This window comes from Nocardia thraciensis, assembly GCF_054782435.1.
In genome coordinates, this window is the sequence record NZ_BAAGSM010000043.1 from 1 (window position 1) to 22,448 (window position 22,448).

21 protein-coding genes and 1 pseudogene are annotated in these 22,448 nt (G+C 67.5%); 14 read left to right on the forward strand and 8 right to left on the reverse strand.

The features are described 5' to 3' along the window. A partial coding sequence (locus ACYVLQ_RS27350; protein WP_460700403.1) for a hypothetical protein occupies window positions 1-215 on the forward strand: 215 nt, incomplete at its 5' end. A 394-nt stretch (window positions 216-609) separates the two neighbouring features. Here the strand turns inward: ACYVLQ_RS27350 and ACYVLQ_RS27355 are convergent. Next, complete coding sequence (locus ACYVLQ_RS27355) at window positions 610-840, reverse strand: hypothetical protein (protein WP_460700404.1); 231 nt, start codon at window positions 838-840, stop codon at window positions 610-612. 594 nt (window positions 841-1,434) lie between these two features. Between ACYVLQ_RS27355 and ACYVLQ_RS27360 the strand changes: the two genes are divergently transcribed. The 4 genes and pseudogenes from ACYVLQ_RS27360 to ACYVLQ_RS27375 all read left to right on the forward strand — a co-directional run bounded on the left by ACYVLQ_RS27360 (window position 1,435) and on the right by ACYVLQ_RS27375 (window position 5,963). Then, window positions 1,435-2,238, forward strand: a complete 804-nt coding sequence (locus ACYVLQ_RS27360) for a helix-turn-helix domain-containing protein (protein WP_460700405.1) — start codon at window positions 1,435-1,437, stop codon at window positions 2,236-2,238. Further along, the gene (locus tag ACYVLQ_RS27365; RefSeq protein ID WP_460700406.1) at window positions 2,235-2,435 is read left to right on the forward strand and encodes a DUF397 domain-containing protein; all 201 of its coding nucleotides are present in this window, start codon (window positions 2,235-2,237) and stop codon (window positions 2,433-2,435) included. Before ACYVLQ_RS27360 ends, ACYVLQ_RS27365 begins: the two co-directional genes overlap by 4 nt. A gap of 741 nt (window positions 2,436-3,176) precedes the next feature. Further along, window positions 3,177-5,259: pseudogene (locus tag ACYVLQ_RS27370) on the forward strand (thioredoxin domain-containing protein). 110 nt (window positions 5,260-5,369) lie between these two features. Then, the gene (locus ACYVLQ_RS27375; RefSeq protein ID WP_460700407.1) at window positions 5,370-5,963 is read left to right on the forward strand and encodes an LGFP repeat-containing protein; all 594 of its coding nucleotides are present in this window, start codon (window positions 5,370-5,372) and stop codon (window positions 5,961-5,963) included. 310 nt (window positions 5,964-6,273) lie between these two features. On the opposite strand, the gene ACYVLQ_RS27380 is transcribed toward ACYVLQ_RS27375, so the two are convergent. Together ACYVLQ_RS27380 and trhA are read right to left on the reverse strand one after the other, a co-directional pair. After that, the gene (locus ACYVLQ_RS27380) at window positions 6,274-7,935 is read right to left on the reverse strand and encodes an adenylate/guanylate cyclase domain-containing protein (protein ID WP_460700408.1); all 1,662 of its coding nucleotides are present in this window, start codon (window positions 7,933-7,935) and stop codon (window positions 6,274-6,276) included. A gap of 78 nt (window positions 7,936-8,013) precedes the next feature. Beyond that, window positions 8,014-8,688, reverse strand: coding sequence for a PAQR family membrane homeostasis protein TrhA (gene trhA / locus ACYVLQ_RS27385; RefSeq protein ID WP_460700706.1), 675 nt, complete (start codon window positions 8,686-8,688; stop codon window positions 8,014-8,016). A 201-nt stretch (window positions 8,689-8,889) separates the two neighbouring features. On the opposite strand from trhA, the gene ACYVLQ_RS27390 reads away from it, so the two are divergent. Together ACYVLQ_RS27390 and ACYVLQ_RS27395 are read left to right on the forward strand one after the other, a co-directional pair. Continuing rightward, window positions 8,890-9,669, forward strand: a complete 780-nt coding sequence (locus tag ACYVLQ_RS27390; RefSeq protein ID WP_280268526.1) for an isoprenyl transferase — start codon at window positions 8,890-8,892, stop codon at window positions 9,667-9,669. Between the two features lie 98 nt (window positions 9,670-9,767). After that, window positions 9,768-10,373: a hypothetical protein gene (locus ACYVLQ_RS27395; protein ID WP_460700409.1), complete on the forward strand. Its 606-nt coding sequence runs from the start codon at window positions 9,768-9,770 to the stop codon at window positions 10,371-10,373. 29 nt (window positions 10,374-10,402) lie between these two features. Here ACYVLQ_RS27395 and coaA read toward each other — a convergent pair whose 3' ends face one another. Beyond that, window positions 10,403-11,335, reverse strand: a complete 933-nt coding sequence (gene coaA, locus ACYVLQ_RS27400; protein WP_460700410.1) for a type I pantothenate kinase — start codon at window positions 11,333-11,335, stop codon at window positions 10,403-10,405. 185 nt (window positions 11,336-11,520) lie between these two features. Between coaA and ACYVLQ_RS27405 the strand changes: the two genes are divergently transcribed. Both ACYVLQ_RS27405 and glyA read left to right on the forward strand, forming a co-directional pair. After that, window positions 11,521-12,720 carry a DUF885 domain-containing protein gene (locus ACYVLQ_RS27405; RefSeq protein WP_460700411.1) on the forward strand — a complete coding sequence of 400 codons (1,200 nt, stop codon included), beginning with the start codon at window positions 11,521-11,523 and terminating at the stop codon, window positions 12,718-12,720. Window positions 12,721-12,958: 238 nt separating this feature from the next. Beyond that, entirely contained in the window at window positions 12,959-14,257 is a 1,299-nt protein-coding gene (glyA, locus tag ACYVLQ_RS27410) for a serine hydroxymethyltransferase (protein WP_460700412.1), read from the forward strand. Window positions 14,258-14,350: 93 nt separating this feature from the next. Here the strand turns inward: glyA and ACYVLQ_RS27415 are convergent, their stop codons facing one another. Continuing rightward, window positions 14,351-15,343, reverse strand: a complete 993-nt coding sequence (locus tag ACYVLQ_RS27415; RefSeq protein ID WP_460700413.1) for an LLM class F420-dependent oxidoreductase — start codon at window positions 15,341-15,343, stop codon at window positions 14,351-14,353. A gap of 42 nt (window positions 15,344-15,385) precedes the next feature. After that, a complete protein-coding gene (locus tag ACYVLQ_RS27420; protein ID WP_460700414.1) occupies window positions 15,386-15,658 on the reverse strand; it encodes a hypothetical protein in 273 nt (90 codons plus the stop codon). Window positions 15,659-15,727: 69 nt separating this feature from the next. Here ACYVLQ_RS27420 and ACYVLQ_RS27425 point away from each other — a divergent pair, with 69 nt between their 5' ends. The 4 genes from ACYVLQ_RS27425 to ACYVLQ_RS27440 all read left to right on the forward strand — a co-directional run bounded on the left by ACYVLQ_RS27425 (window position 15,728) and on the right by ACYVLQ_RS27440 (window position 19,550). Further along, complete coding sequence (locus ACYVLQ_RS27425; RefSeq protein WP_460700415.1) at window positions 15,728-16,099, forward strand: DUF488 domain-containing protein; 372 nt, start codon at window positions 15,728-15,730, stop codon at window positions 16,097-16,099. A gap of 438 nt (window positions 16,100-16,537) precedes the next feature. Continuing rightward, entirely contained in the window at window positions 16,538-17,830 is a 1,293-nt protein-coding gene (locus ACYVLQ_RS27430; RefSeq protein ID WP_460700707.1) for a PhoH family protein, read from the forward strand. A gap of 185 nt (window positions 17,831-18,015) precedes the next feature. Further along, window positions 18,016-18,573, forward strand: coding sequence for an LGFP repeat-containing protein (locus ACYVLQ_RS27435; RefSeq protein ID WP_460700416.1), 558 nt, complete (start codon window positions 18,016-18,018; stop codon window positions 18,571-18,573). 119 nt (window positions 18,574-18,692) lie between these two features. Beyond that, entirely contained in the window at window positions 18,693-19,550 is an 858-nt protein-coding gene (locus ACYVLQ_RS27440; protein ID WP_460700417.1) for an acyl-ACP desaturase, read from the forward strand. Window positions 19,551-19,740: 190 nt separating this feature from the next. Here the strand turns inward: ACYVLQ_RS27440 and ACYVLQ_RS27445 are convergent, their stop codons facing one another. Both ACYVLQ_RS27445 and ACYVLQ_RS27450 read right to left on the reverse strand, forming a co-directional pair. Beyond that, entirely contained in the window at window positions 19,741-20,181 is a 441-nt protein-coding gene (locus ACYVLQ_RS27445; protein WP_460700418.1) for a limonene-1,2-epoxide hydrolase family protein, read from the reverse strand. A gap of 93 nt (window positions 20,182-20,274) precedes the next feature. Beyond that, window positions 20,275-20,997, reverse strand: coding sequence for a TetR/AcrR family transcriptional regulator (locus ACYVLQ_RS27450; protein WP_460700419.1), 723 nt, complete (start codon window positions 20,995-20,997; stop codon window positions 20,275-20,277). Between the two features lie 107 nt (window positions 20,998-21,104). Here ACYVLQ_RS27450 and ACYVLQ_RS27455 point away from each other — a divergent pair, with 107 nt between their 5' ends. Next, the gene (locus tag ACYVLQ_RS27455; protein ID WP_460700420.1) at window positions 21,105-22,292 is read left to right on the forward strand and encodes an FAD-dependent monooxygenase; all 1,188 of its coding nucleotides are present in this window, start codon (window positions 21,105-21,107) and stop codon (window positions 22,290-22,292) included. Window positions 22,293-22,448: the final 156 nt, after the last annotated feature.

Genomic DNA, 22,448 nt, shown 5'->3' on the forward strand with positions numbered 1-22,448 from the left:
GCTTCGACATGATGGAGACCATCTTCCTCAAGAAAGGAAGCGGCCCCAAACCCGGGACGGTTCAAGTCGGCTCGTGCCTGAACCTTGACGTCGCGGTAGCGAGCCGGTTGAGGAAGTCCTCCGCCACGTCGAATGTCATTGGCCCGTACGTCGCGAATGGTCGCCATACCGGCTCGGTGCTGCCATGTGGTCGGGTCAGGGTCACGATGACGTAGGCGTCCAAGCTGGGGCTGCTCGGGTCGGCGTGAGCAAGAATCCGGATCACTTCCTCGTCGGGGCTGGTCACAGTGTCAGGTGCTCCTGTCTAATCGGGACTGCCGTTGTTTGGCGAGCGATACCGAGGGCGTCAGCGCGGTCAGGCTTCGGTCCTCTGCGGCAATTCGGCAGGGGTAGTGGGGCGGCGCTGGTTGCGGTTGGTCATGACCGGTACCAGGTGAGCGATGTGGCCTGACGCGACGAATCGGATCGCCTCTTCGGCCTCGGCACGCGAATAGGGACCCCACCAACCCAACGGGCACGGGCCGTCGTGGCGGCCGCACCCCCGCCCGAGAGTCACGATCGCCCACTGAGTGACTTGCTCGACCTGCCACTGAGAGACGTGGTGCGGGGTCACGGGTGGAAGTCGCCTTTCAGTCGAGCTGGAACGTGGGGCGGGATGCGAGGAGGTAGCGGTAGGTCCTCGGTGCGGTACCCGTTGGGAGGGTTGACGATTCGCCAGTAGTCGGCCTTGACCTCATTCCAGAGGGCGTGATGTTCGGGGAACCATTCACGGGCCTGCGCGAGGTCGGGCGGCGTGCGTTCGTCGAAGGTCACGTAGCCGGTTTCAGTGTCAGCGGGCATCGGTAGATGGCTGCCGTCCGCACGCATCCGGTATCCGGGTGTGCGACGGTCCTGCAAGTCACGAAGGAATACGATCTGCACATCGTGACCGCAGACGCGCCAACCGGTGATCAGATTCTTAATTCGTGTGCGGTGCAACATTTTTCGGCTTCCTTATCCTATAGCTCCGGGTGTCATTGCCCACTGGCGAGACCTGTCAGGCCGGAGGTTCCCGTAGGTAGATGGCTTGGTGGCCAAGGTGTTCTGGCCGAGGCGAGTGATTTGGAAGCGGTCAGGGTGGCCGCCGTGCGCGATGAGTCCGCGACCGTGGAGGTTTGCGATGACTCGGCGGATTTCCCAGCCGGTGAGTCTCGCTGCGGTCCTTACCTGCCGCTCGGTGAGCGCTCCTCCGCAATCCAGAGCCCGCAACGCGCGAGCTTGGGCTACGGTGAGGCTTCCTTGCTCCTGGTTCATGGTGTCACTCCCACCGGTCAACGGGTTCGTCGGCGTCTCCGGCCTGCGACGGGGGCCTGAACGGACCGGGGAGCCAGCACCTATGTTGCGCTGGGAATGTGTCTCACTCCACAGACGTCAAGATGGAACTATGATGCATCCATGCGACGGGAACGACTGATTCAAGCTCGCAAGGCCACCGGTAAGAACCAGGAAGAAGTAGCCGAGTTGGCCCAAGTGGACCGCACCACGATAGGCAAGTGGGAGCGTGGGGAGAGCACACCGCAGCCGAACCAGCGACCCGCGTACGCTGAAGCATTGGGCGTCAGCCTTCAGGAGCTGAACGCCATGCTGAGCAGCATCCCCCAGGGAGTTGGAGAGATGCCTGATTGGGTTAACACCTATCTGGCGGGTGAGCAGTCTGCGGACGCTATTGAGAGCTATGAGCCTCGGGCTGTACACGGGTTGCTCCAAACCCGTTCGTACACAGCAGCTTTGGTAAGCCGTGTCGGCATCTCGGGGGCCTCGGATACCTATGTTCAGAGCGCGGTCGAACAGCGGATCTACCGGCAGAAGCGTGTTCGGAATCAGGACTTGAGACTCTTGGTGATTCAGCCGGAGTGGGCGCTGAGGCTCAAGGTTGGCGACCCGGCGACGATGACCGAGCAACTGGAAACACTGATCGAACTCTCAGAACTCCCGAACGTCACCGTTCGGGTCGTAACCTTCGACGCCGGACAGCACGAAGCACGGCGTCTGGGTGCATTCAGCATCCTGTCGCACCCCTGGGGTTCGACTCCGCGTGTTCACCTGGAACAGTACGGCGGAGGGCAGTTCATCACCGATGCTGAAGAAGTTGGATATTTCAGCTCTGCATTCGAGCACGCAACGAAAATATCCCTATCCGTCGACAAATCGCGAAAGTTCATAGACGAACTAGCACAGGAATGGAGAAGTAGGAAATGAGCGCTGACGGCCTGGAATGGCGCGTGTCCAGCTACACGGACAACGGGACGTGTGTTGAAGTTGCCGCCGCTCCGAACGGTGAAATTTTGGTCCGCAACTCGAACCGGCGCGATGCCGGAACCCTTGATTTTACCCGAGCGGAGATGGCGGCCTGGATCAAAGGAGTAAAGGCTGGCGAGTTCGACGACTTGGCCTGATTGCTCTGAAGGGGTAGGCAAGCTGGGAGTCGTCGGTGGGGCTGATGGTCCCGAGAGCGATTGGTGTACGAAGTGGCCTCTCTCCGAACATGTTTCGGAGAGAGGTCGTTCGCTATATCAGCCGGTGTCTCCGGGCCGGGGGTGCTGGGGGTTGGTCGTGTGTCGGAGGCCGCGGTGGGCTGGCCTGCGGCGGCGGTGAATTGGGTGACGGAACCTGCCGGTCGTGCGATTATGGAGTGCTGGCGTCGGCGTAGGGAAGGGAGCGGGTTGTGGAGCAGGCCACGGTGCACCGCTGGAACATCCGGAACGGTACCGGCGTGCTGACTCGGCCGGATGGTCCGCCGGTGTGGTTTCACCTGTCCAGCGTTGAGCAGGGGGACGTACTCGCGTTGCAAGAGGGCGATGCGGTCGACGTTGAGATAGAATACATTCCACAGGGGGAGTACGAATGCAGAGCGGTATCCGTGCGGAGGCACGCTCGGTAACTGTCATTGCGGCTGCGCTCGCAGCCGTTACGGCCTTCGTCGTGGTATTCGTGCCACAAGCGAAGGCGCTTCCCGGTGAGTATCATTTCAACCACGCAAGCCTCCCGGCGGCTGTGCACAGTCATGTCGCATACTGCCGTTCGTCGGACGGCTCCTCCCGTTGCGACGGGGGTTGTCTCGCGGCCGGATAGCTGCCATGGGGCGGCCGCCAGGGGGAGTTCCAACTACCCCTGGCAAAGGGCCGTAGGGTGGGGGCATGAACCGGTTGGGTAGTGCTACGTCGCCGTACCTGCGACAGCACTCTGCCAATCCAGTGGATTGGTGGGAGTGGGGGAAGGAGGCGAGTGCTGAAGCTACCAGGCGAGACGTGCCCATACTGTTGTCAGTTGGGTATGCGTCTTGCCACTGGTAGCTACGGCACATAACAACTCATTTGGTGTCATGTGATGGCGCACGAGTCGTTCGAGGATGCGGCTACTGCGGTGGTGATGAATGAGAACTTCGTGTGTGTGAAGGTGGATCGGGAGGAGCGGCCCGATCTGGATGCGGTGTATATGACTGCCACGGTTGCCATGACCGGGCAGGGTGGGTGGCCGATGACCTGCTTCCTGACTCCGGACGGTGAGCCCTTCTATTGCGGGACCTACTACCCGAAGGAGCCCCGCGGCGGGATGCCGTCGTTCACGCAGTTGCTGAATGCGGTTACCGAGACCTGGCGCAGTCGGCGCGACGAGGTGAACCAGGCGGCGGGGCAGGTGGCGCAGGCGCTGCGGGAGCAGGCCGCAGGGCTGCCCGACAGCGAGCTGACCCTCGGGCCCCAGTTGCTGCACCACGCGGTTGCCGCCGTGCTGCGCGATGTCGACGAGCGTTTCGCGGGATTCGGTGGCGCACCGAAGTTTCCGCCATCGGCGTTGCTGGAGGGGCTGCTTCGGCATCACGAGCGCACCGGCGACGAGCAGGCGCTGCGGGCGGTCTCGGCGACGGCCGCCGCGATGGCCCGCGGCGGCATCTACGACCAGCTGCGCGGCGGCTTCGCGCGCTATTCGGTCGACGCCGCCTGGGTGGTGCCGCATTTCGAGAAGATGCTCTACGACAACGCTCAGTTGTTGCGCGCCTACGCGCATCTGGCGCGGCGCGGGTCGAACAACCCTGCGCAGCAACAGCTTCCGTTGCGAATTGCCCAGGAGACGGCGCAGTTCCTGATCGACGACCTGGGTACCGGCGAGGGCGCCTTCGCCTCCGCGCTGGACGCCGACACACACGTGGAACCGGGTGCCCCCGGTGTCGAGGGCGCCACCTACGTGTGGACCCCGGCGCAACTGGACGAAGTGCTCGGTGCGGACGACGGTGCCTGGGCCGCAGAGGTTTTCGGGGTCACCCGCGAGGGCAACTTCGAACACGGCGCCTCGGTCCCGACCCGCTACTCCGATCCGGAGGACACCGCACGCCTCGACCGGGTCCGGGATCGGCTCCGGCAGGCGCGGGGCGAGCGTCCGCAGCCGGACCGCGACGACAAGGTGGTCACCGCCTGGAACGGCATGGCGATCACCGCCTTGGCCGAGGCGGGCGCGGGACTGGCTCGCCCGGACTGGGTGGACGCGGCCGCGCGCTGCGCGCGATTCCTGTTGTCGGAGCACCTGATCGACGGCAGGCTGGTGCGCGCCTCGCTCGGCGGTGTGCCCGGAGCGGCGGCGGGTGTGCTCGAGGACTACGCCTGGCTGGCCACCGGCCTGCTGAGCCTGCACCAGGCCACCGGCGACGCCGACTGGCTCGAGCTCGCGCGGCGCCTGATCGACACGGCCATCCAGCATTTCGCCGACCCGGCGGTGCCGGGCGCCTGGTTCGATACCGCCGACGATGCCGAGGCCCTGGTGAGCCGCCCCCGCGATCCGATGGACGGCGCCACCCCGTCTGGGACTTCGTCCTTCGCCGAGACGCTGCTGACCGCGTCGGTCCTCGCCGACGCCACCCGCACCGCCCGCTATCGCGAATTGGCCGAGCAGACCCTGCAGCGCGGCGCGATCGTGCTCGCCCGCGCCCCGCGCTCGGGTGGTCAGTGGCTGGCCGTGGCCGAGGCGGCGCTGCGGGGACCGATCCAGGTCGCGATCGCGCTGCCGCCCGGCGCCGACCCGGAGACCGCGGAGCTGACCGTGACGGCTCGCCGTCGGGCGCCGGGCGGGGCCGCGGTCGTGGCGGGCGCGCCGAACTCGATGCCGTTGCTGGCCGATCGCCAGACGATCTCGGAGCGGCCCGCCGCCTACGTGTGTCGCGGCGCGGTCTGCGACCTTCCGGTGTCGGATCCTACCGAACTCGCTGCGGCATTGGTCTCGGACCGGTAACGATCGACGTCCTGCGACCGATCTCGATAGGGTCTGGGGCACTCCCCCGTGGAGTCGCCCGGACCGATAGCAACTATCAGGCAAATAGAACTCAGGCGCAGGGAGCACTCGTGACACTGCTACGTCGAAGAAAACGTTCCGCACGCATGTCCGGCTACGGCGTGCTGGCCGTCGCCGTGGCCGCGGTGCTGACCACCACCGTGGGCGCCGCCGAGGCGCGTCCCATCGGGAACTTCGACGTCGGCGGGGCCATCGAGGCCGAGTACGACCGTGCGGGCGGCTTCAACACCTTCGGCAATCCGGTCGGCCCCGAGGCGGACGTGGGTCGGGGCGGCAAGTTCCAGCCCTTCGAACGCAATATCTCCATCTACTGGTCCATCGGTACGGACGCGCATGCCGTCGGCGGTTTCATCCGCGACAAGTGGGGCGCGCTGGGCTGGGAGAACGGGGCGCTGGGCTTCCCGGTCACCGACGAGCAGAAGGCGGGTCGCGACGGACAGGGCCGCTACAGCTTGTTCAACGGGGGCGTCGTGTACTGGTCGCCGAAGACCGGCGCCCACGCGGTGTGGGGCGCCATCCGCGACACCTGGACCAGCGAGGTCGCCGAGAAGGGCCGCTACGGCTACCCGACCAGCGACGAGTACGACTACCAGGGCGGCAAGGCCCAGGACTTCCAGGGCGGCAAGATCGTCTGGAAGCCCTGAGCGGACGCGGGTCGGCCGGAGTGGATTCCGGCCAAAAGCACGCCGGAATGACGTACCTCCCTGTTAGGCCGGCCGGTGTGTTTGTGCCTGTTAGGCCGGTCGGAGTGTTTGTGCCTGTTAGGCCGGTCGGAGTGTTTGTGCCTGTTAGGCCGGCTGGAGTGTTTGTGCCTGTTAGGCCGGTCGGAGTGTTTGTGCCTGTTAGGCCGGCTGGAGTGTTTGTGCCTGCTAGGCCGGCCGGTGTGTTGTGCCTGCTAAGCCTGCCGGTGTGTCTGTGGCCGCTAGGCCTGCCGAGGTGGCGTGTGCCCGGGGGTTATGTCTGGCGGGGGGTCATGTGCGGCGTGCCGGGGGCGGTGGTGGACGCTGTGGCGTCGGGCGGCTTGATGCTGGGCGATTCGGTGATAGACGCCTCGGTGTCGGTGTCGGTGTCGGTGCCGTTCGCCTTCGGCTCGGCGGTGTCGTTCGCCTTCGGCTCGGCGGGGCCGTCGTTCGGCAGGGGGACAGGGGGAGTGTCGGTCCAGCAGGCCGTCGGTTCGGCTCGGCCGCGTAGTTGGATGGTTTCGTAGAGGGCCCATTTGGTGCGCTCGTCGCCTGTCGCGGCCTCGATTACCGCCTGGCTCACCAGGATTCGGCGGTCCACGTGTTTGGCCTCCGTGGTGAGCCGGGCGGCCTCGTTGACGGCGTCGCCGATCACGGTGAACTCGAGCCGGGTGTCGGTGCCGACGTCCCCGGCGAACACCATGCCCCGGGCGACGCCTATTCCGATGTCCAGCTCAGCGGCCGCGGCCACCTCGTCGCGGATGCGACGCGCCGCGCGCAGGGCGGGAGTGGCGTTGTCGCGCAACGCGATCGGTGCGCCGAAGACGCACAGCGCCGCGTCGCCCTCGAACTTGTTGACCAGCCCGCCGTTGTCCTCGGTGGCCGACACCACGATCGTCAGCAGCCGGTTCAGCTTGGCCACGAACTCACTGGGCTCCAGCCCGGTGGACAGCTCCACCGAGCCGACGACGTCGACGAACAGCGCGGTCACCGACCGGATGTCGCCGGTCAGATCGAGCCCGGAGGCGAGCGCCCGCTCGGCGACCTCGTTGCCGACGTGGCGGCCGAACACCGCGCGCATCCGCTCGCGCTCGGACAGGTTCACCGCCAGCTCGTTCACCGAGTGTTCCAACCGACCGATCTCGCTGGCGCTGCCGACCGGTACCCGGACGTCGAGTTCGCCGCGGGCGATGCGGTCCAGCGCGCGGCGCAGCGTCCGCATCGGCGCCGCCACCGCGCGGGCCAGCGTGGCCGTGGTCAGCGCGCCCACTGTCAGGCCGACGACCGACATGTAGACCGCGGTGCGGATGCGGTCCTCGGCGGTCGCCACCGGATCGGCGAGCACCGTGATCAGCATGAGCAGCGGCATCGCCCCGGCGACCGCCCACGACACGACCAGCCGGTTCAGCACGGTCGAACTCCAGTGCATGGAGCCGCCGAGTACGGTCGACGCGAGCGGAATCGTCGGCCGGATCAGCCGATCGACCACGAGGAAGGTGAATCCGGCCGACTCGAACGCGCCCAGGGTGAACATCGCGCCGATGACCGCGATGGACCGCGACGGGATCACATGGGCGAAGAACGCGGTCGCGATGATCACGCCGGGCAGCCAGATGGCCAGGGCGCGCAGCGTGATCGCGATCGGCAGCTTCAGCAGCCGCCGGGCCTCCGCCGTGCCGGGTTTACGCCCCTGATCCAGCCAGCCGAAGTAATAGAACCGGTCGCGCACCGCGAGCACGATCCCGGCCGCCGCCCCGATGGCCGGATAGATCGCGGCCTGGGCCAGCGCGGTCTGCCAGTCCGGCCCGAGCCGCCCGAGGAATCCGCTGAGCCACAGCTCACAGACGATGACACCCAGGCCGCCGAGATTGCAGGCCAGCACGACGAGGGACAGCCCCCAGCGCGCTCGCAGTGCCCACAGAATCAGCCGGTTCATCATGGCGGAGCATAGAACCCGGACAGTGGGCGGTGTCGCGTTCCGGTCGATCTTGTCGGCTGCGTCACCCGCGGTGGGTCATCCCAGGACGACCAGCCAGATCGCGATGTAGTGGCACAGCGCCGCCAGAACCGTTGCGGCATGGAAGAACTCGTGATGGCCGAAGGTGTCGGGCCACGGATCGGGCCAGTGCGTCGCGTACAGGATCGCGCCCCCGCTGTAGGCGAGCCCGCCGATCAGCAGCAGCACCATCGGGGCGACGCCGACATTGTGCGTGAGCGTCGCCGCGACCGGCACGATCGCCCACCCCAGCAGCAGATACAGCGGCACGCCGACCCAGCGCGGCGCCGTCGGCCACAGCAGTTTCAGCGCGACCCCGGCCACCGCGCCCGCCCACACCACGGCCAGCAGCGTGATCCCGGTGCGACCCGGCAGCCCCAGCAGCGCGAAGGGCGTATAGCTGCCCGCGATGAACAGGAAGATCATCGAGTGATCGGCCCGCTTCATGTGGATGCGCGCCTGCTCGGTGCGCCAGGTCACCCGGTGGTAGACGGCGCTGACCCCGAAGACGCCGCACACGGTCAGCCCGTACACCAGCGTCGACCACGCCGCGGTCGCCGAGACGGTCGACGCCGCTACGACCAGGGCGACCACCGCGACCGCCGCGATCCCGACGGCGTAGGTGTGAATCCACCCGCGCAGCCGCGGCTTGAGCGGCAGCTCCCGCAGCTCTTCGAGGGCCGCCCCGAGCACCGCCTCGGCCTGGCGCACCGTATCCGCCACTAGTTACCTCCTCAGTAACCTACGGTACCGTAGGTTGTTGTCCTCGCCACTGTACCCGCGGGAGAGCGGTCGCCGGATGGTATGAGACGCGACGGCCGATGATCAGCTCGATGGCGCCCAACGTGTATGGCTTCGAATCGGGATCGGCGGACGGGCGTAGGGTGGCTGTTCGTGAAGCTGGCTAGTCGGGTGCGTGGTCTCCCGTATCGCATCTACGAGGCGCGGCTGTCGAAACAGCTGGCGGGCAAACAACATCCACGCCATGTCGCGGTCGTGTGCGACGGTAATCGCCGCTGGGCACGGGAGAACGGGTTCACCGATGTCAGCCACGGGCATCGGGTCGGCGCGCTGAAGATCGCCGAACTGGTCGGCTGGTGCCAGGCCGAGGGCATCGAGATGGTCACGGTCTACCTGCTGTCCACCGAGAATCTGAGCCGGGGCAGCGACGAGTTGGAGACCCTGTTCGAGGTGATCCCCGACATCGTCGAGGAGTTGTCGGCGCCGGAGAAGGACTGGGGGGTGCGCATCGTCGGCACACTCGACAAGCTGCCGGGGGAGGTGGCGCGGCGGGTGCAGAAGGCGGCCGACGAGACGCAGGGCCGCCGTGGCGTGCACGTCAACGTCGCCATCGGTTACGGCGGTCGCCAGGAGATCGCCGACGCCGCGCGCAAGCTGGTGCGCCAGGAGATGGCGGCGGGGGAGACCGGCGAGGATCTGGTTCAGTCGATCACCGTCAACGCCATCGGGCAGCACCTGTACACCTCCGGTCAGCCCGATCCGGACCTGGTCATCCGCACCTCCGGCGAGCAGCGGCTGTCGGGATTCCTGCTGTGGCAGAGCGCGTATTCGGAGATCTGGTTCACCGAGGCGTACTGGCCGGAATTCCGGCGGGTGGACTTCCTGCGTGCGCTGCGCGACTACGCCGCGCGGCACCGCCGGTACGGGGCCTAGCCCGGACGTGGTGAGCGAACATAACGACCCGGTCCAGGCTGTGTTGCATTGCATGATCGTGCGCTTGCGGCCCTGATCGCTCGCGTACCGTCGCCACCATGAATGAGAGCGTGGCCGGGCAGCGTGGCGCGGTGGCGGCGGACGAGGAGCCGACTACCTACATCAGCTACGAGGAGTTCGGGCGGCGGTTTCTGGAGTATGCCGCGTCGGAGCGGCGCATCTCGGGCGCCTTCGCGCAGTTGACCGGCGCCGCATTCGATTTCGGCCCGATCGGGGTGGGGCCGGGGCGCTTGGCCAAGGTATCGGCACAGGTCCAACTGGGGGAGCCGAGATTACTGCGCGACGTGGGCGACCACATCCACTTCGAACTCGCCATCCCGCTCGCCGTCGACCTGCTGCTGGACCTGGCCGTGGACCGGCATCGGTTCGAGGTCGACGGCTATGTCCATCTCCATCTAACCGTCCGCACCGCCGAGCCGCTGCGGGTGATCATCGATATCGCCGAGCCGCGCTCCGGTGATGTGCGGATCAATGTCGCCACCGCTACCAAACGCGGCCAGCTGCTGCGCATTCTGGCCAGTGTGGACCATGAGATCCGCCGTTTCGTGGCGCGGTACATAGCCAAGGAGATCCGCAAGCCCCATATCGCCGCCGTACGCGATATAGACGTCGCCGCGCGCCTGGACGCGGCCTGGAAGATTTGATCCCGGCCAAAAGTGCTTTTGGCCGGAATCTACAATTTCCGCAGCCGAATCCGATTGATGGTGTGGTCGGAATCCTTGCGCAGCACCAGGGTTGCGCGGGGGCGGGTGGGCAGGATGTTTTCCACCAGATTGGGCCGGTTGGTGGCGTTCCAGATCTCCTGCGCGGCGATCGTGGCCTCCTTGTCGGTGAACCGGGAGTAATGGTGGAAGTGTGATTTCGGATCCGCGAAGGCCGTCTTGCGCAGCGACAGAAAGCGGTTCACATACCAGTTCTCGATGTCCTCGATGCGCGCGTCGACGTAGATGGAGAAATCGAACAGGTCCGACACCATCAGCCGAGGGCCGGTCTGCAGGACATTGAGGCCTTCCACGATGAGAATGTCGGGCTGCCGCACGCAGTGGAACTCGCCGGGCATGATGTCGTAGAGAATGTGCGAATACATCGGGGCGCACACCTCGGCGGCGCCGGATTTCACCTCGGTGACGAATCGCAGCAATTTGCGGCGGTCGTAACTCTCCGGGAAGCCCTTGCGATGCATGATGCCGCGCTGGGTGAGTTCGGCAGTGGGATACAGGAATCCGTCCGTGGTGACCAGATCCACCCGGGGATGGTGATCCCAGCGCGCCAGCAGCGCCTGCAGCACGCGGGCGGTGGTGGATTTGCCCACCGCGACGCTGCCCGCGATGCCGATCACGAACGGAACCTGGCGATCGGGATGGGTTTCCCCGAGGAAGGTCGCGGTGGCGGCGAACAACCGCTGCCGTGCCGCGACCTGCAGGTGGATCAGTCGCGCGAGGGGCAGGTAGACCTCGGCGACCTCCTCGAGGTCGATCTGCTCACCGAGTCCGCGCAGACCGATCAGTTCTTCCTCGGTGAGCACCAGGGGAGTCGACTTCCGCAGCGTGCGCCACTGTTTCCGGTCGAATTCCACATAGGGACTCGGCTCGCTCATCCGCGCCACTTACCCACGCCCTCGAATCGGTAAACACGACGCCCGCTCGGTCCACAGTCCTCGCATAGCCGAATTGTCCTCTGGGTCAACAGTCTGCCGCACGCGGGGTGTAACTACCGGCCGGTAACTACGAGTGATGTTTCTCTCGCGGATGTCGTGCCCGCCGCAATGCGCAGCGGATAAGGTCGATGGTCATGCAGGCGCATCCGCTCGTGACCGAATACCTGCGGCTGGGGCTGGCATTCGACCGCCTCGAGTCCGGCTTCGTCGACGCGTACACCGGTGATCCGGCGCTGCGCCGGGCCGTGGACGACGGTCCCGCGCCGGAGCCGCACGAGTTGGCTACGCGTGCAGCGGCATTGCGCAAGGAACTGCCCGAGGCGGGCCTCGTGGCCGAGCGGGCCGAATTCCTCGACGTCCATCTGCGGGCCCTGGAATGTTCCGGCCGCAAGTTCGCCGGTGCGCGGATCTCGTTCATCGAGGAGGTGCACGCCTACTTCGATGTCGAGATCGCGCCCGGTGACGTGGAGGACTACCGCGAGGCGCACCGGCAGATGGACGAGGTGCTTCCCGGTGACGGCCCGCTGGCGGATCGGGTGGCGGCGCACCGCCGCGCGGACGAGATTCCCCCGGAGCGATTGCGCGAATGCGTCCAGGCCTTTTCGGGGGCGCTGCGCGAACTGGTGCGGGAGCGGTATCCGCTGCCCGACCACGAGACCGTCGAATACGAGGTGGTCGGCGACGAGCCGTGGTCCGGATTCAACTACTACCTGGGGAATTATCGGTCGCGGGTGGCGATCAACGCCGACCTCAAACAGCATATGGCGCATCTGCCCGCGCTGATCGCGCACGAGGCGTATCCGGGCCATCACACCGAGCACTGCCGCAAGGAGGCCGGGCTGGTCGCGGCCGGGCAGGACGAGCAGACGCTGTTCCTGGTCAACACCCCGCAGTGCCTGATGGCGGAGGGACTCGCGGATCTGGCGCTGCGATCGATCGTGGGGCCGGGCTGGGGGCGGTGGGCGCAGGAGGTCTACACGGATCTGGGGCTGCGATTCGACGGTGAACGCGCGGAACGACTTTCGACCGCCTCGGCGAAGCTGCTGGGGGTGCGCCAGGACGCGGCGCTGCTGCTGCACGACCGCCGCCGTGACGCCGACGAGGTCGCCGAATTCCTGCAGCGCTGGGGTCTGGCAACGCCCGAGCGGGCGCGGCAGTCGCTGCGCTTCCTGTCCTCGCCGCTGTGGCGGGCCTACATCAGCACCTACGTCGAGGGCTATCGCCTGCTCGGCGGCTGGCTGGACCGGGCCGCCGACGCCGACGAGCGGGCCGAGCGGTTCCGGCGCCTGCTGGACGAGCCGCTGACACCCGGCGCCGTTCGCCGCATGCCCTAGGGCCGGGACCGTGCGGGCGTCCACCCGCGGTGGGCCGACCCGGCCGTCAGACGGGGATCGCCCGCACCCGCCGCCAATGCCCGCTTCAGCCATGCCCACCATGGTCGCTTCCGAGATGCCCACGACCGTCGCTTCAGCCATGCCCACCACCCTCGTTTCCGGCATGCTCTCGGCCGGAATCCACAGCGAGGTCCCGGCCAAGAACATGCCGCGATGACGGGGTACTTAGACTGTGCTCGTGACCCAGACGACCGCCGCCTCTGTCAACTCCCAGTCGCTCGCCGAACTCGACCCCGAGCTTGCCACCGCGATGGCGGGCGAGCTCGCCCGCGAGCGCGATACCCTCGAGATGATCGCCTCGGAGAACTTCGTGCCGCGCGCGGTGCTGCAGGCGCAGGGCAGCGTGCTCACCAACAAGTACGCCGAGGGCTACCCGGGGCGCCGCTACTACGGCGGCTGCGAGCACGTGGACGTGGTGGAGAACCTGGCGCGGGAGCGGGTCAAGGAGCTGTTCGGCGCCGAGTTCGCCAACGTGCAGCCGCATTCGGGGGCGCAGGCCAACGCCGCGGTGCTGATGTCGCTGATGAATCCGGGCGAGCGGCTGCTGGGCCTGGATCTGGCGCACGGCGGTCACCTCACCCACGGCATGCGGTTGAACTTCTCGGGCAAGCTCTACGAGGTGCACGCCTACGCGGTGAGCAAGGAGGACCACCGCATCGATATGGACGAGGTCCGCAAGCAGGCGCGCGAGGTGCGGCCGCGGGTGATCGTGGCCGGGTGGTCGGCGTACCCGCGGCATCTGGACTTCGCGGCGTTCCGCGAGATCGCCGACGAGGTGGACGCCTACCTGTGGACCGATATGGCGCACTTCGCCGGGCTCGTCGCGGCCGGGCTGCACCCGTCGCCGGTCCCGCACTCGGATGTGGTGTCCTCCACCGTGCACAAGACTCTCGGCGGCCCGCGGTCGGGCGTTATCCTGGCCAAGCAGGACTACGCCAAGAAGCTCAACAGCGCGGTGTTCCCGGGCCAGCAGGGCGGCCCGCTGATGCACGCGATCGCCGCCAAGGCCGTGGCGTTCAAGATCGCCGGGACCGCGGAGTTCGCCGACCGCCAGGCCCGCACGCTGACGGGTGCGAAGATCCTGGCGGAGCGGCTCAACGCCCAAGACGTCTCCGAGAAGGGCATCACCGTACTCACCGGCGGCACCGACGTGCACCTGGTGCTGGTGGATCTGCGCAACTCGGTGCTGGACGGCAAACAGGGCGAGGACCTGCTGCACGAGGCCGGAATCACGGTGAACCGCAACGCCGTTCCGTTCGACCCGCGCCCGCCGATGGTGACCTCCGGCCTGCGCATCGGCACCGCCGCGCTCGCCACCCGCGGCTTCGGCGACGCCGAGTTCACCGAGGTCGCCGACATCATCGCCACCGCCCTGAAGGGTGACGCCGACCTCGACGCGCTGCGCGCCCGGGTCGGCAAGCTGGCCCAGGACTTCCCGCTCTACGAGGGCCTGGAGGACTGGCGCCTGCTCGGCTGAGGACGACCGGGTCGTGTTGCCTGCCAGCCTGCCAAAACGCGGGACAGTCGTGATTGATGTGGTGACCGCGCCACCCGACGAGCTGGCCGGGGCTCAGCCCTGGCGCACCAGCGGGCTCAGCGCCTTCCCGGCCAGCTCCAGCACGCCCGGCTCGTGTCCGTTGGCGACCATGTTGACGATCACCCCGTCCACGCCCTGATCGATGACCCGCCGCTGGATCTGTTCGGCGACATCGTCCGGGGTGCCGACGAATTGGCGATCGGCCTGGCCCTCGCGCAGCGACTGCACCGGCAGGCCCGACGGGTCCTGCGCGGCCTGCTTCCGCAGCAGTTCCTCCTGTAGCTTGCGGGCCCGGTCGCCGTCCTCGTCCACGATCACGAAGGCCAGGAAGCTGGTCTCCAGGGTCCGCGGATCGCGCCCGGCCTCCTCGCAGCGCTGACGCAGCGCCGCCACTTTGCGCGGCAGTTCCGAAGTGTTGCAGATGATGTTGAGGTGATCGGCGAAGCGGGCGGCCATCGCGAAGGTCTTCTTCTCGCCGCCACCGCCGAGCATGATCGGCAGATCGTCGCGGATGCGGGGCTCGTTGATCGCGTCGCGGGTGTGGTACCACGCACCGTCGAAGCTCGGCCGCTGTCCGCGCAGCATCGGCTGGATGATCTGCAGCGCCTCCTCGAGCCGCTGGAACCGCTCGGTGAAGGTGCCGAACTCGTACCCGTACCCGATGTGCTCGAGCTCGAACCAGCCCGCCCCGATGCCCAGCACCGCGCGCCCGCCGCTCACCACGTCCAGGGTGGTGACGGTCTTGGCCAGCATCGCCGGATTGCGATAGGTATTGCCGGTGACCAGCGTGGACAGCTGGATGCGCTCGGTGGCGGTGGCCAGCGCGCCGAGTGCGGTGTAGGCCTCGAGCATCGGCTCGTCGGGTGTGCCCAGCACCGGCAGCTGATAGAAATGGTCCATCACGAACGCGGCGTCGAATCCGGCCGCCTCCGCGGCCCGGGCCTGCGCGATCACCGAGGGAAACAGCTCGCGAGGCGTGGTCGCATGACTGAAGTTCGGCATCTGGTAGCCGAGGCGAATGCTCATGGCGACAACGCTAGAACTTGGAGCGCACTCCAGGTCAAGAGCTCAGTCGTGCTCGGCGAGGTATTCGATGTACATCGGCCGGAGCACCTCGGCGATCTCGCCCTCGCCGGAGTGCACGTAGTCGTCGAGCATCGGCAGCACGTACTTGATGTCGGCCTCGCTCTCGCCGACATTTCCGACGGCGGCCTCGGCGGCCGGGATCGACTCCAGCAGCCGCCACAGGAAGCGCACATCGCCGTGCCGGACCGCGTACTTCACCGCGCGGTCGTGCAGCTCCTTGGACGACAGCTGCTCCAGTTGCTGAACATCGGCCATGCGTCGACTGTATCCGCTGCGGCGGCGCGGGGGCAGCTGCCGTGGCCGGATGTGTGCTGCCATGGAGTCATGGCACAGCAACCGCGGCCCGGCTTCCGGGTGAAGCGTGTCTACGATCCCGCCGAGGCATCCGACGGCACGCGCGTGCTCGTCGACCGGCTGTGGCCGCGCGGCGTCAGCAAACAGAAGGCACACATCGATGAGTGGGCGAAGGATGTGACGCCGTCCGACGATCTGCGCCGCTGGTTCCATGCCGACCCGGAGCATCGCGAGGCCGAGTTCCGCCGCAGATATCGGGAAGAACTCGCGGCCGAGGCCCCACAGCGGGGGTTGGAGCGGCTACGCGACCTGGCCGCCGAGGGGCCGGTCACCCTCGTCACCGCGGTGCGCGACCCGCAGCGCAGCCAGGTGGCGGTACTCCTCGAGCAACTGAAGCGCTAACGGCTTCTTCCCGATCGCTAGTCCGATCGCCGTGTGCCCGAAATGAGATGTGCGTCACTGCATATGTTTTCGTCTGCCTGGGTAAACGGGCGCGGCGTTAACGACATATTCACCGACACGCTGGCGATCTCGGGAGCCGGAATCGTGGATCCGCAGTAACGTCGGGAGTGCGGGCCGCGGCGGTGTGGCTCGTACGGGAGGTCCTGATCGTGGCTGAGATATTCAGTGCGAGGGGGCCGGCGCCCGGCCCTCGGGTCGTTTGACCCCTGGGCGGACCGGTCCAGCGAGAACGTTCGCGCGGGTGCTGCGCGAACAACAAAGGAGCCCACCGTGACTGATGCACGCTCCGTCATCGCTCCCTCGGCGAAAGCCCGCTCTACTCAGAGCGCACGCTCCGGAAAGGGAGCCCACGCCTCGCAGTCTGCCCACAAATCCGGGCTGAAAACCTTCGTGATCGACACCTCCGTGCTGCTGTCGGACCCGTGGGCCGCCACGCGTTTCGGCGAGCACCACGTGGTGCTTCCGTTGGTCGTGATCAGCGAACTCGAAGGCAAACGGCACCACCACGAGCTCGGCTGGTTCGCGCGGGAGGCCCTGCGCATGCTGGACGACCTGCGGCTGGTGCACGGCCGGTTGGACGAGCGGGTGCCGATCGGCACCGAGGGCGGCACGCTCCAGGTGGAGCTGAACCACACCGATCCCGAGGTGCTGCCGGTCGGGTTCCGCACCGACACCAACGATTCCCGCATCCTCGCCTGCGCGCTCAATCTCGCGGCGGAGGGCAACTCGGTCACCCTGGTGTCCAAGGACATCCCGATGCGCGTGAAGGCGAGCTCGGTCGGGCTGCACGCCGACGAGTACCACGCGCAGGACGTGATCACCTCGGGCTGGACCGGCATGGCCGAACTCGAGGTGGCCCCCGACGCCGTCGACCGGCTCTACGCCGACTCGGTTGTCGACGTCGACGAGGCCCGGGACCTGCCCTGCCACACCGGGATTCGGTTACTCGGCGCGAACGGCAGCGCGCTGGCCCGGGTGACGCCGGACAAGCGGCTGCAGTTGGTGCGCGGGGATCGGGAGGCGTTCGGGTTGCACGGCCGCTCCGCCGAGCAGCGCATCGCGCTGGACCTGCTGCTCGACGAGAGCATCGGCATCGTGTCGCTGGGCGGCAAGGCGGGCACGGGCAAATCGGCGCTCGCGCTGACCGCGGGCCTGGAAGCGGTGCTGGAGCGGCGTTCTCAGCGCAAGGTGGTGGTGTTCCGTCCGCTGTATGCGGTCGGCGGTCAGGAGTTGGGCTACCTGCCGGGGTCCGAGAGCGAGAAGATGGGCCCCTGGGCGCAGGCGGTGTTCGACACGCTCGACGGCCTGGCGAGCCAGGAGGTCATGGAGGAGGTGCTGTCGCGCGGCATGCTGGAGGTGCTGCCGCTCACCCACATTCGCGGCCGTTCGCTGCACGACTCGTTCGTGATCGTCGACGAGGCGCAGTCGCTGGAGCGCAACGTGCTGCTGACGGTGCTGAGCCGGTTGGGCAGCGGATCGCGCGTGGTGCTCACCCACGATGTCGCCCAGCGCGACAACCTGCGCGTGGGCCGACACGACGGCGTGGCCGCGGTGATCGAAAAGCTCAAGGGGCACCCGCTTTTCGCGCATGTCACGCTGACTCGCAGCGAGCGGTCGCCGATCGCCGCGCTGGTGACCGAGATGTTGGAGGAGTACGGGCCCAACGCGTAAGCGCGGCAAACCCCTGGTATGTGTTTCGCCTCACAGGTTGACGGGTATATTTCGACGGGATACCTGTTCGGCGTGGTTTCAGACGAAGTTCTTCGATTCGCCGAACCATAGCCGGGCACCGGCCTGAGTTGCCGGTGGCGTCCCCCGCGGGCGCCACCGGCAGCCACTTTCGAGAGGTTGAGGACATGCACCACATCGCTCGACGTACGGCTGCCTGCACGATGGCGCTCGCTGCGGCGACCCTGGCGTTCGCCGGGTGCAGCAACGACGACAACAAGGATTCCGACAGCTCGGCCTCGTCCACGAGCGCCATGGCGACCACCACGCCCGCCGCCACCTCGGAGAACGCGATGGGCGGTGAGGCCGGAGCGGCGACCGAGACCAAGATCGCCACGCCGAACGGCGAATTCACCGTCTCCGGGAACATCCTCGCCAAGTACACCGAGATGGGCGGAGCCCAGGGCGCGCTCGGCGCGCCGGAGAAGGCATCGGTGGACGGGCCCGACGGTGGCACGTGCCAGGAGTTCACCGGCGGCTCGATCTGCTGGAGCGAGAAGACCGGCCCGCACGTGGTGTGGGGTGACATCGGCGTCGAATGGGAGAACAACGGCGGCGTCAACGGCAAGCTCGGCTACCCCACCACCGACGAGAAGGACATCGCCGGTGGCAAGGAGAGCGAATTCACCGGCGGAACCATCAGCTGGAACGCCGCCGACCGCAAGACCACGGTGACGGAGAAGTAAGTTCCGTCCGCGCCTCGGCCCCGGAAACCTCCCAAGGTGTCCGGGGCCGTTGCTGTGGATTGTCTGCGTGTTCCCGGCTGGAGTCCCCATTCCGGCTGTCGAGTCGGTAGGTTGTCGGGGTGCAAACTCTGTTGACCGACCGCGAGTTGCTGGAATCACTCGCGGTGGAGGTGGAACTGAACCTGCGGCGGCACATCGAGGCGGCCGACGGCTGGCAGCCGCACGACTACGTGCCCTGGGACGACGGGCGGAACTTCGCCTTCCTCGGTGGAAAGGACTGGGAGTCCGAGCAATCGGAGCTCGGCGAGGTCGCGAAGCTGGCGCTGACGGTCAGCGTGCTGATCGCCGACAACCTGCCCTCCTACCACCGTGAGGTCGGCAAGTATCTGCGCACCGGTCCCTGGTGGCGGTGGGTCGGCCGGTGGACGGCCGAGGAGAACCGGCACGAGATCATGATCCGCAACTACCTGATGGTGACGCGGGCTGTCGATCCGGTGGAGCTGGAGCGCGCGCGGATGGCGCATATGACCGCCGGATTCCGGCGCCCCGCACTGCATCTGCTGGATGTGCTGGCCGCCAACGCCTTCGAGGAGGCGGCCGCCGCGGTGCGCCACCGCAACACCGCCGCGCTGCAGGAGAGTCCGATCGTGACCGCGATGTCCGAGCGGATCGCGGCCGACGACGAACTGCAGTCGGTGTTCTTCGCCAATCTCGTGGCCGCCGCGCTCGATCTGACGCCGGACCAGACCGTGCGCGCGATCGCCGACCAGGTCGCCGACTTCAGCATCCCCGAGGTCCCGCTGCCCGACGGGCGCAACAGCACCGAGGTGCTCGCCGAGGCGGGCATCTACGACTCGGCCCGCACGGGTGAACTGGTGTTCACCCCGCTCCTGGAACGCTGGAATATCTTCTCCCGCACCGACTTCGGCGACGCGGGCGAGCAGGCACGAGCGGAATTGACCCACCTGCGCCCCTGATTCCGGCCAAAAGCACGCCGGAATGACGAGCGGCACGCTGGAAGTGCGAGCCGCGCGCGGCGATGGCGGGCGCGGCGATGGCGGGCGCGGCGATGGCGGGCGCGCTGGAGGGGCGAGCGGTACGCGGCGATGGCGAGCGGCGCGCTGGAGGGGTGAGCGGCGCGCTGGGATGACGCGTCTTGTTCGGGGGTCAGCGGCGGATGGCGCGCCAGAGGCCGACGGCGGTGCCGCGCAGGAGGTTCTCCCAGGAGAAGTGGTCGTGCCACAGGGTGATTCGGCCGTCCACGATCTCGAAGGTGCCGCAGACCCAGAAGGCGATCTCCACGGGCCCCGCGCGCAGGTAGTCGATGCGCTCGGTGAGCACCGTGCTGCCCTCCGCGGCGGGGGAGCCGTTGGATTCCGCGGCGATATGGTTCATATCGGCGCGGAATCCGAACGACGGCCGGCTCAGCCCGCGCAGCAGGCCGCCGACGCGCCCGGACCCGCGGACGTCGGGCAGTGAGGTGTTCTTCCAGACGATGTCTGGGTCGACCAGATCCAGGGCCTCGTCCACGGCGCCCATCTCGAGCGCCGCGAAGAACTCGCGCACGGTGGTGATCGCATCCTGTTGTAGCTCGGGTAGCTCGGACATGTTCCGACTCTAAGCGTCGCGCGGTCGCTCCGGGAGTGTTCCCACTCCGGTTTCGCGCACTTCGTGTCGGTTCCCAATGTCCCGGGAGCGGGATCAGTGAGATCGGGCGGCGATGAGCGCGGCGACGCCGTCGAGTATGCGGTCGATGCCGTAGTGCAGGGCGGCCTCCCGGCCGCCGTTCTGATCCGATTCCGCGAACGCGGCGACCATCTCGGGGAACCGGTCGGCGTGCGCGGACATGACCTCGCCGACCGCGCGGGCCAGCTCCGCCTCGGCCCGCTCGTAACCCATGGGCGCGGTCTGCTGGACCAGGCTGCGTGCGTGGCCGCTCAGCAGCACCACGGTATCGAGCCGCTCGGCGCCGGTCAGCCCCGTTCCGGACATGGCCGCGAGCGCCGTCTCCATCCACTGGACCTCGCGCGGGCCGAGCGGGCGGGGGCCGGGGAGGAGTTCGAGGCTCCACGGGTGGGCGCGGTAGCGGTCGAAGATCGTCATGGCCCATGCCCGCAGCCGCGCCCGCCACGGTTCCTCGGTCGAATCCGGCTCCGCCGCCGTGATTTTCGGCGGCTCGCCCAAACCTGCGTCCAGCATCAGCGCGGTCAGTTCGGCCTTGCCGGGCACATACCGGTACAGCGCCATCTTGGCGCACCCGAGCCGCTCGGACAGCCGCTGCATGGACAGATTCGCCAGCCCCTCGGCATCGGCCAGCGCGATTGCCTCGGCGACGATCCGCTCCAGGGTCAGCGTCGGCTTCGGTCCGCGCTTGGGTCGCTGCTGGGTGCCCCACAGCAGCTCGAGGGCGGTCGGCGTCGGCATGGTTCCCATCCTTCCCGATAGCGGCGCTTGACGAGAATCTGCGTCCACCATACGCTATTAACCGTCGACAGCGTCCGCTAGACGCAGTTATCGAAGGAGTAAGCGCCATGCGCAAAACCACCGTCCTCATCTCGGGCGCGGGCATCGCCGGCCCGTCGCTCGCCTACTGGCTCGACCGGTACGGCTTCGACGTCACCGTGGTGGAGCGCGCGCCCGCGCCGCGGCCCGGCGGTCAGGCGGTGGACTTCAAGGGCCGCACCCACCGCGCGGTGCTGGAACGCATGGGCATCCTCGCCGAGGTCGAGCGCAGGCGGACGGGGCGCACCGATATGCTGTACGTCGACGCACAGGGGCGGGAATTGGCTTGTATCTCAGGCGAATTCACCGGTGGCGACGTGGAGATCCTGCGCGGGGACCTGGCGGAGATCCTGTACGAGCGGACGGCCGACGCCTGCGACTACCTGTTCGGCGACTCCGTCGCCGCGCTGACCGACACGGCCGACTGCGTCCATGTCGAGTTCGAACGGGCGCCCGCGCGAACCTTCGATCTGGTCTTCGGCGCCGACGGTGTGCACTCGCGGGTCCGGCGGCTGGCCTTCGGGCTGGAGCGGGACTACGTCAAGTTCCTGGATTACTACTACTGCCTCGCCGGATCGACCGCGGGTAACGCCGATCCGGTCGACCGGGCGCGCGCCATCGCCCACGCGTTCAGCGCCCCGGGGCGGCTCGCGGTCGACGGCGGGTCCAAGGCGCCGCAGATGTACCTGTTCGCCGCGCCGGAACTCGACTACGCCCGCGACGATATCGCCGCGCAGCGGCGAATCGTGACGGATATGTTCGCCGGTGTCGGCGGGCCGGTGCCGCGCATGCTCGCGGAACTGCCGGGGCTCGACGACTTCTACATGGACTCGCTGAGCCGGGTGATGGTGAAGGACGGGTACACCCGGGGCCGCGTGGCGTTGCTCGGCGATGCCGCATACGGAAATACGTTGGGCGGGTTCGGAACCGGGCTCGCGGTGGTGGGTGCCTACGTTCTCGCCGGGGAGTTGGCGGCCGCGGCGGGTGACCATGCGGCGGCCTTCGCACGGTACGACGAGATCATGCGCCGCTACGCCAAGGATGCGGGGAAGACCAGCCCCGGTCCCTTCCTCGCGCCGAAGACCGCGCTCGGCATTCAGGCGCGCAATTGGTTCCTGCGGTCGCCGCTCTTCGCGGTGATGTCCAAGATGGGGGACAAGATGTCCAACGATATCGATCTGCGGGACTACGAGGCGGAGGCCGTCGCCGCCGAATGAATTGGTCGTCCGTCCATTCTTGCATTGACCGGGGAATCATCGCACCGCCGAAATTCGATGAAACACAGTGAGCATTGCCTGCGATTAGCCAAGTAGCCGCTCGATGAGCGGATGTAAGAAAGGAGAGACCGATGGTTCTCGACATCGTCGGCGCAC

Coding starts and splice junctions, on each gene's coding strand:
- ACYVLQ_RS27445 (WP_460700418.1), bottom strand. CDS start 20,181: ATGTCCGAGCTACCCGAGCTACAACAGGATGCGATCACCACCGTGCGC.
- ACYVLQ_RS27435 (WP_460700416.1), top strand. CDS start 18,016: ATGCACCACATCGCTCGACGTACGGCTGCCTGCACGATGGCGCTCGCT.
- ACYVLQ_RS27360 (WP_460700405.1), top strand. CDS start 1,435: ATGCGACGGGAACGACTGATTCAAGCTCGCAAGGCCACCGGTAAGAAC.
- ACYVLQ_RS27405 (WP_460700411.1), top strand. CDS start 11,521: ATGCAGGCGCATCCGCTCGTGACCGAATACCTGCGGCTGGGGCTGGCA.
- ACYVLQ_RS27415 (WP_460700413.1), bottom strand. CDS start 15,343: ATGAGCATTCGCCTCGGCTACCAGATGCCGAACTTCAGTCATGCGACC.
- ACYVLQ_RS27455 (WP_460700420.1), top strand. CDS start 21,105: ATGCGCAAAACCACCGTCCTCATCTCGGGCGCGGGCATCGCCGGCCCG.
- ACYVLQ_RS27380 (WP_460700408.1), bottom strand. CDS start 7,935: ATGAACCGGCTGATTCTGTGGGCACTGCGAGCGCGCTGGGGGCTGTCC.
- ACYVLQ_RS27425 (WP_460700415.1), top strand. CDS start 15,728: ATGGCACAGCAACCGCGGCCCGGCTTCCGGGTGAAGCGTGTCTACGAT.
- ACYVLQ_RS27395 (WP_460700409.1), top strand. CDS start 9,768: ATGAATGAGAGCGTGGCCGGGCAGCGTGGCGCGGTGGCGGCGGACGAG.
- ACYVLQ_RS27355 (WP_460700404.1), bottom strand. CDS start 840: ATGCCCGCTGACACTGAAACCGGCTACGTGACCTTCGACGAACGCACG.
- ACYVLQ_RS27450 (WP_460700419.1), bottom strand. CDS start 20,997: ATGCCGACGCCGACCGCCCTCGAGCTGCTGTGGGGCACCCAGCAGCGA.
- ACYVLQ_RS27420 (WP_460700414.1), bottom strand. CDS start 15,658: ATGGCCGATGTTCAGCAACTGGAGCAGCTGTCGTCCAAGGAGCTGCAC.
- ACYVLQ_RS27365 (WP_460700406.1), top strand. CDS start 2,235: ATGAGCGCTGACGGCCTGGAATGGCGCGTGTCCAGCTACACGGACAAC.